This is a genomic window from Polaromonas sp. (assembly GCF_030682935.1).
GTDB lineage: Bacteria > Pseudomonadota > Gammaproteobacteria > Burkholderiales > Burkholderiaceae_C > Polaromonas.
In genome coordinates, this window is sequence record NZ_JAUXNA010000018.1 from 1 (window position 1) to 7,038 (window position 7,038).

Consider the following 7,038-nt stretch of genomic DNA (forward strand, 5'->3'; position numbering starts at 1 on the left):
CAGTAAAAGCCTCCAGTTGTCCTTGCAAAACCGCGTGCAACTGATCCAGACTGAAATTGGATCCGGTTTTGACCGAAATAGGCTCATTACTACGCGTCCCCTGCTGATTGATCAGCTGCAACGCGTGAATGCAGATGCGAACGACGGCGCGGCCCGTATTGCACTCCATACAGCCGTCCAGTCTTTGCTTTCGACAGGGCTGACGGCCATTGCGCTGCTGGACAAAGACGGACGCGAACTGGCGCATGCCGGCTCCTTTGCACAGAAGTCAGCGCTGAGCGTTCCGCTTGGTCTGCCTGGGCGCGTGCACTTGATCTGGGATGGGCAACTGTTGTTGCATGCCGTGGTCGACATGAAGCAGGCGGGACTCGTTGTGGGCCAGGCCATTACAGAAACAGCGCTGCCTGTCACCACGGGCGCGCTCAAGGATGCCAGCCTTCTGGGCGAAACGGGAGAGCTGGTGCTGTGCGCGCCCTTCGGCCTCAACATGCAGTGCTTCCCGACGACGCTCAACCCTGGAATTTTCACGCTAGCTAAAAGATCACCGCAAGGCGTGCCATTGCCGATGACGCATGCGCTGGAGGGCGCAACCGGATTCATTACCGCCCACGACTATCGCAAGCAGGAGGTGGTGGCGGCTTACGCGCCGGTTGGCGCTCTTGGGCTGGGGATGGTGCTGAAAATGGACAGCGCCGAATTGTATGCGCCCGTGGGGCGCCAGCTGCGCTACCTGATTCCGCTTCTGGCCGGCGTGCTTGTCATCGCGCTGCTGTCGCTGCGCTGGCTGGTCACTCCGCTGGTGGTCAGGCTGGTTCGCTCGGAAGCAGAGGCCCAAGAGATGAGCGCAAGTTTGCGCGACAGCGAACGTCACGAACGGGCGCTGCTGGACAATGTGGATGAAGGCATCGTGAGCATCTCCGATGGCGGCCTGATTGAACTGTTCAACCCGGCTGCGGAGCGCATGTTCGGCTACCGCAGCGAGGAAGTCGTCGGCAAGAACGTATCCATGCTGATGCCGGAGCCTTACCAAAGCGAACACGATGGCTACCTGGGGCGCTATCTTCAGACCGGGCAGGCGAAAACAATCGGAATCGGTCGCGAGGTGGCGGGGAGGCGCAGCGACGGCGGGGTTTTTCCGTTGGACCTTCGAATTTCTGAGTTTTTCCTGGGAGGGCGCCGCCAGTTCATTGGCATCATGCGCGACATCACCGAGCGCCAGCGTGCGCGTGAAGAAATTTTGCGTCTCAATACCAGCCTCGAAGAGCGGGTGCAGCAGCGCACTGCCCAGCTGGAGTTTGCCAACAAGCAACTGGAGGCTTTTTCCTATTCGGTCTCCCATGACTTGCGCAGCCCGCTGAGTGCCATTAATGGGTTCAGTAACCTGCTCGACACGACAATGGCCAATACGGTCGGCGATCCGCTGACCGAGCGCAGCCGACATTACCTCGCGCGCATACGTGCCGGGGCGTCGCAGATGGGTGAGCTGATCGACGCCTTACTCAGTTTGGCGCAAGTCTCGCGCATCAGCCTGCGCTGGGAGCCGGTCGACCTCAGCGCCCTGGCCGATGCCTTGCTGAGCAGCTATCAGGAGCGTGAACCCGGCCGGGTGACGCGGCTGGATGTCGAGGCCGGTCTGCTCGTCCAAGGGGACCCGCGGCTGCTAAGGCAGGTGCTCGACAACTTGCTGGGCAATGCCTGGAAATTCAGTGCCGGGCAGAGCTGCACAGAAATCACGTTTGGCCATGAAATCAGCAGCTCCGGCGAGACGGTTTACTTCGTGCGGGATAACGGGGTGGGCTTTGACATGGCCTATGCCGAAAAGTTGTTCGGTGCCTTCGAGCGCCTGCATTCGCAGTTTGAATTCGCCGGAACCGGCATTGGCCTGGCGACGGTGCAACGGATTGTTGTGCGCCACGGCGGCAGGGTCTGGGGCGAGTCTGCCTTGGGACGCGGCGCTACGTTTAACTTCACGCTGGCTGAGTTGTGCTGATGAATCAACATCAAGCGCTTTCACTGTATTTTTGGTCGTGAACGTGTCTCCCTTGGCGTTTGAACGCCATCGCTAAACCATCACTTTTGGGCTGTCAATTTGCAATAGCCAGGTAACGCAGGTATCCGTAAAAAAGCCCGCCGAAGCGGGTTTCTTTGTCGGAAGGGCCGTAAATTGACCCGTCCGAACCTATCTGGAAGCCGCTGGCGCCGGTGCGGTTGCCGCAGGCGCTGGCGTGGGTACTGCAGCTGCGCCGGGTTCCTGCGTAGGCGCCGGTGCCGGCATGGCGGGTGCCGTCGGGGTGGACGCTGGCGCGCTGATGGCGGGAGGTTCTGCCATGGTCGCTGGCGGTGCCGCTTGTGTCGGGCCTGCGTGGAATTTCATCATCAGCGGCACGATCAGCAGCGCCACGATGTTGATGATCTTGATCAGCGGGTTGATGGCCGGGCCGGCCGTGTCCTTGTAGGGGTCGCCCACGGTGTCGCCTGTCACGGCGGCTTTGTGCGCCTCAGAACCTTTGCCGCCGTGGTGGCCGTCTTCAATATACTTTTTGGCGTTGTCCCAGGCGCCGCCACCGGTACACATCGAAATGGCCAGGAAGATGCCGGTCACGATGGTGCCCATCAGCAAGCCGCCCAGCGCCTTGGGGCCCAGCAGCAGGCCGACCAGAATCGGCACCACCACGGGCAGCAGTGACGGGATCATCATTTCCTTGATGGCGGCGGTGGTCAGCATGTCCACCGCGCGGCCGTACTCGGGCTTGCCGGTGCCGTCCATGATGCCCTTGATCTCGCGGAACTGGCGGCGCACTTCTTCCACCACGGCGCCGGCGGCGCGGCCCACGGCTTCCATGGCCATGGCACCAAACAGGTAGGGAATCAGGCCGCCGATAAACAGGCCCACGATCACCATCGGATCACTCAAATCAAAGCTGATGGCCTGGCCATAGCTTTCCAGCTTGTGGGTGTAGTCGGCAAACAGCACCAGCGCGGCCAGACCGGCCGAGCCAATCGCGTAGCCCTTGGTCACGGCCTTGGTGGTGTTGCCCACGGCATCCAGCGGGTCAGTTACCGCGCGCACTTCGGGCGGCATGTCAGCCATCTCGGCAATGCCGCCGGCGTTGTCGGTGATGGGGCCGTAGGCGTCCAGCGCCACCACAATGCCGGCCATGCTGAGCATGGATGTGGCGGCAATCGCAATGCCATACAGACCCGCCAGCTTGAACGACACCAGAATGGCGATGCACACAAACACCACAGGCCAGGCGGTGGAGCGCATGGACACGCCCAGGCCGGCAATGATGTTGGTGCCGTGGCCGGTGGTGGAAGCTTGCGCAATGTGCTTGACCGGTGCGTATTGCGTGCCGGTGTAGTACTCGGTCACCCAGACCAGCGCGGCGGTCAGCACCAGGCCGACAGCGCAGGCGCCGAACAGCGCCATCTGGCTGCCCGCGGCCTTGATGGAGTTGTCGGGCATCAGCCACGTCGTGACAAAGTAAAAAGCGATCAGCGACAAGCCGCCGGCAACCGCCAGGCCTTTGTACAGGGCGGGCATCACGTTTTTCATGCCGGGCGTTGCCTTCACGAAGAAGCAGCCAATGATGGACGCGATGATGGACACGGCCCCCAGCGCCAGCGGGTACAGCACGGCGTTGATGGGGGCCGCGGCGACCAGCAGGGCGCCCAGCACCATGGTGGCAATCAGCGTCACGGCGTAGGTTTCAAACAGGTCGGCCGCCATGCCGGCGCAGTCGCCGACGTTGTCGCCCACGTTGTCGGCAATCACGGCCGGGTTGCGCGGGTCGTCTTCGGGAATGCCGGCTTCGACTTTGCCCACCAGGTCAGCCCCTACGTCCGCGCCCTTGGTGAAAATGCCGCCGCCCAAACGGGCAAAGATGGAGATCAGCGACGAGCCAAACGCAAAGCCGATGAGCGGGTTGAGCAGCTCGGCCAGCTTGCTCGTCGGCGTGTAGTTGCCGTTGCCCACCAGAAACCAGTAAAAGCCGCTCACGCCCAAAAGCCCCAAGCCCACCACCAGCATGCCGGTGATGGCGCCGCCGCGAAAAGCGACGTCCAGCGCAGGGCCAATGCCGCGCGTGGCCGCCTGCGCGGTGCGCACATTGGCGCGCACCGAGACATTCATGCCAATAAAGCCGCAGGCTCCCGAGAGCAGTGCACCGACGACAAAGCCAAAGGCCGTTTTCCCGTCCAAAAAGACGCCGATCAGCACGGCCAGTATGACGCCGACGATGGTGATGGTTTTGTACTGCCGCGCCAGATAGGCGGCCGCGCCGGTCTGGATAGCGGCTGCAATTTCCTGCATGCGCGCGTTGCCTGCGTCCTGGGAAAGAATCCAGCTGCGTGCCCAAAAACCGTAACCCACGGCAATGAGTCCGCAGACTAGCGCAAGAATGAGCGCTGAGTTGTCTGTCATAGATATCTCCTACGTTATTTTGCTTGGAGGAGGCGCCACGCTAGCGTTGCCCCCGCTGCGTTGCTTCCTCGTTGCTCGCGTAGAGACGATTGGCCAACTGGCGAAATTTAACGCCAAAACATGACAAGTTGGCGACCCGTAAGGTCGGAATCAGTAAAATGAGGGTAAATACCGAGCAAGCAGTTCTGGCCAACTCTCGCAGTTGGCCTCAGGTGACCCCAAGCTTTCTCTTCCCATTAACGTCTTTTCATCAACGCAAAGCGACCATGTCTCTCGATAAAGTTTCCCCCGGTAAAAACGTTCCTGAGTCTTTCAACGTGATCATCGAAATTCCGATGAACGCTGACCCGGTGAAATACGAAGTCGACAAGGAATCTGGCGCCATTTTTGTGGACCGCTTCATGAGCACGGCCATGCACTACCCGTGCAACTATGGTTATGTGCCCAAAACCATCAGCGGTGACGGCGACCCGGTGGACGTGCTGGTGATTACCCCCGTGCCCCTGATTCCCGGGGTGGTGGTGACCTGCCGGGTTGTCGGCATCCTGAAGATGACCGACGAAGCCGGTGAAGACGGCAAGGTGCTGGCCGTGCCCATCGACAAGAAATGCTCGCTCTACAGCCACTGGAAAAAGCCGGAAGACATGAACCCGCTGCGCCTGAAAACCATTGCCCATTTCTTTGAGCATTACAAAGACCTGGAAGAGGGCAAATGGGTCAAGGTCATGGGCTGGGAAGGCCCGGAGTCCGCCAAGAAAGAAATCATCGATGGCATCGCCAATTACGATGCAGCCAACAAGGCTTGAGTATTGTCATTAAATATTTAGCTGTTTAGTGCTCTGGCCCAATAAACGCGGGCGTAATAAGCTATAAAAAGCAGAGTGAAATCTGTAGAAAAGCGCCTCCGGAACAGTCCGCAGGCGCTTTTTTTATGGCAGGCTCGTCCGGCTTCTGCAACTGCTGACCGAGCCGGCACGCCAGATCTGTGCCATGGTAGGGTGGCATTATTTTCTCGAAAGGTTTTCATATGGCTATAGGCTGGCTGACTGTTTTGCAGAGTGTTCCCTGGACCGACGTCGTCCGCAATGCGCCCAAGGTCGCGGTGGGTGCCAAGAAGTTGTGGAACTCGGTCGGGAAAAAGCCGCCGCCAGGCGCCCATCCGGCGGCTGGTGCGCCCGCCGCTTTTGTACCTGAAGTCCAGTCCGTTTCTGCGCTGGCGTTGCGCGTGCGGGACCTGGAAACCGATGCGGCTGACCTTCAAGCCCAGATAGTTGCGTCTTCCGAGGTGATCAATGCGCTTGCAGATCAGAACACGCAACTGATTATTCGCGTCGACACCCTGCGCGTTCGCATGCTGTGGCTTGCCGGGGCGCTGGCGGTGCTTGGCCTGGTTTGCGGTACCAGTCTCCTTCTGGTCCTGATGCGCTGACGCCGGGTGTGGCTATTCGGGGATGGCGATTGCTTTGGGTTAGGATGACTATTCAAGCGTAGTCGGCACGCTGAGGGCAGCGGACACGTATCCTTGTTTGCACACCAGGAGATCGCAATATGCAAATCCAAGTCAACACCGACAAAAATATCGAGGGTGGCGAGCGCCTGACCCAGTACGTCAAGACGGCTGTCGATGCAAAGCTGCACCGTTTCGGCGCGCAAATTACCCGCGTGGAAGCGCACTTGAGCGACGAAAGCAGTCACAAGACCCATGGCGACGACAAGAAGTGCGTCCTGGAGGCCCGACCTGCGGGCCGCAACCCCATTGCTGTGACGCACCTGGCCGCGACGCTCGACCAGGCCATCACGGGGGCTGTCGAGAAGCTCGAACGTGTGCTTGACAGCACCTTCGCCCAGCTTAATAACCCCAAGAGTGTGGCGGCCCCTGCCCCTGTTGATGACTGAGACCCTGAGTGCTCATGCCTGGGCGCCGTGCGATTCCTGACCTCCGTCGCCGCTTTGGCGGGATCATCTGGCAGCAAGGCGGTTTTTTTAAGGCCTTAATCCCACTCACAGAGGTAACTCATGTACTACATTGTTGAAACCACAAAATCCTTCGAGCAGGCATCCACTGACCTTGACGCGGCAGTGAAACGCCACGAGTTCGGCGTGCTGCATATTCACGACCTGGGCGCTACCCTTCGCAGCAAAGGCATTGCCTTTGAGGAGCAGTGCCGCGTGTTTGAAGTCTGCAACCCGGCGCAGGCTGCAAAAGTCCTGTCCATCGACATGCGCCTGAACATGGCGCTGCCGTGCCGTATCTCCGTGTTCACGGAGAAGGGCAAGACGAAGCTCGGCCTGATCACGCCAGTGAAAATGCTCGCGTCACTGTCCCAGGATCCGGCCTTGCTTGAAGTGGCCAAGGAGGTTGAGAAAAAAACCATCCAGATGGTTGACGAGGCGAAATGAACGCTCGCTGCTGCGCTGAAGCCGGTCCATCGCGTCTGGGCGCCACGAAACCGGTTAGCGTGCGCTAAACAGAGATATCAAAGCGCACTTCGTCCATGTCGCCGGCCGTGTTGAGCGGCTTCAGTGCGCTCATGATGGCCCGGTCTTCGGCGTTTTCCCACAGCGCTATCACCTCACGCTCGGCACCGCACTCGGCATCTGTGCGTTCTTCGGCT

At 60.1% G+C, this 7,038-nt stretch carries 6 protein-coding genes; 5 read left to right on the top strand and 1 reads right to left on the bottom strand.

The window, feature by feature from the left end; translation table 11 throughout:
- The first annotated feature begins 184 nt into the window (after positions 1-184).
- Positions 185-1,990, top strand: coding sequence for a PAS domain S-box protein (locus Q8K05_RS00675; protein ID WP_305244630.1), 1,806 nt, complete (start codon positions 185-187; stop codon positions 1,988-1,990).
- Between the two features lie 189 nt (positions 1,991-2,179).
- Here Q8K05_RS00675 and Q8K05_RS00680 read toward each other — a convergent pair whose 3' ends face one another.
- On the bottom strand, positions 2,180-4,423 hold the full coding sequence (locus Q8K05_RS00680; protein ID WP_305244631.1) for a sodium-translocating pyrophosphatase: 2,244 nt from the start codon (positions 4,421-4,423) through the stop codon (positions 2,180-2,182).
- Between the two features lie 266 nt (positions 4,424-4,689).
- Here Q8K05_RS00680 and ppa point away from each other — a divergent pair, with 266 nt between their 5' ends.
- The 4 genes from ppa to Q8K05_RS00700 all read left to right on the top strand — a co-directional run bounded on the left by ppa (position 4,690) and on the right by Q8K05_RS00700 (position 6,823).
- A complete protein-coding gene (gene ppa / locus Q8K05_RS00685) occupies positions 4,690-5,229 on the top strand; it encodes an inorganic diphosphatase (RefSeq protein ID WP_305244632.1) in 540 nt (179 codons plus the stop codon).
- A 221-nt stretch (positions 5,230-5,450) separates the two neighbouring features.
- Complete coding sequence (locus tag Q8K05_RS00690) at positions 5,451-5,852, top strand: hypothetical protein (RefSeq protein WP_305244633.1); 402 nt, start codon at positions 5,451-5,453, stop codon at positions 5,850-5,852.
- A 119-nt stretch (positions 5,853-5,971) separates the two neighbouring features.
- Positions 5,972-6,319, top strand: coding sequence for an HPF/RaiA family ribosome-associated protein (locus Q8K05_RS00695; RefSeq protein ID WP_305244634.1), 348 nt, complete (start codon positions 5,972-5,974; stop codon positions 6,317-6,319).
- 120 nt (positions 6,320-6,439) lie between these two features.
- Entirely contained in the window at positions 6,440-6,823 is a 384-nt protein-coding gene (locus Q8K05_RS00700; protein ID WP_305244635.1) for a DUF302 domain-containing protein, read from the top strand.
- Positions 6,824-7,038: the final 215 nt, after the last annotated feature.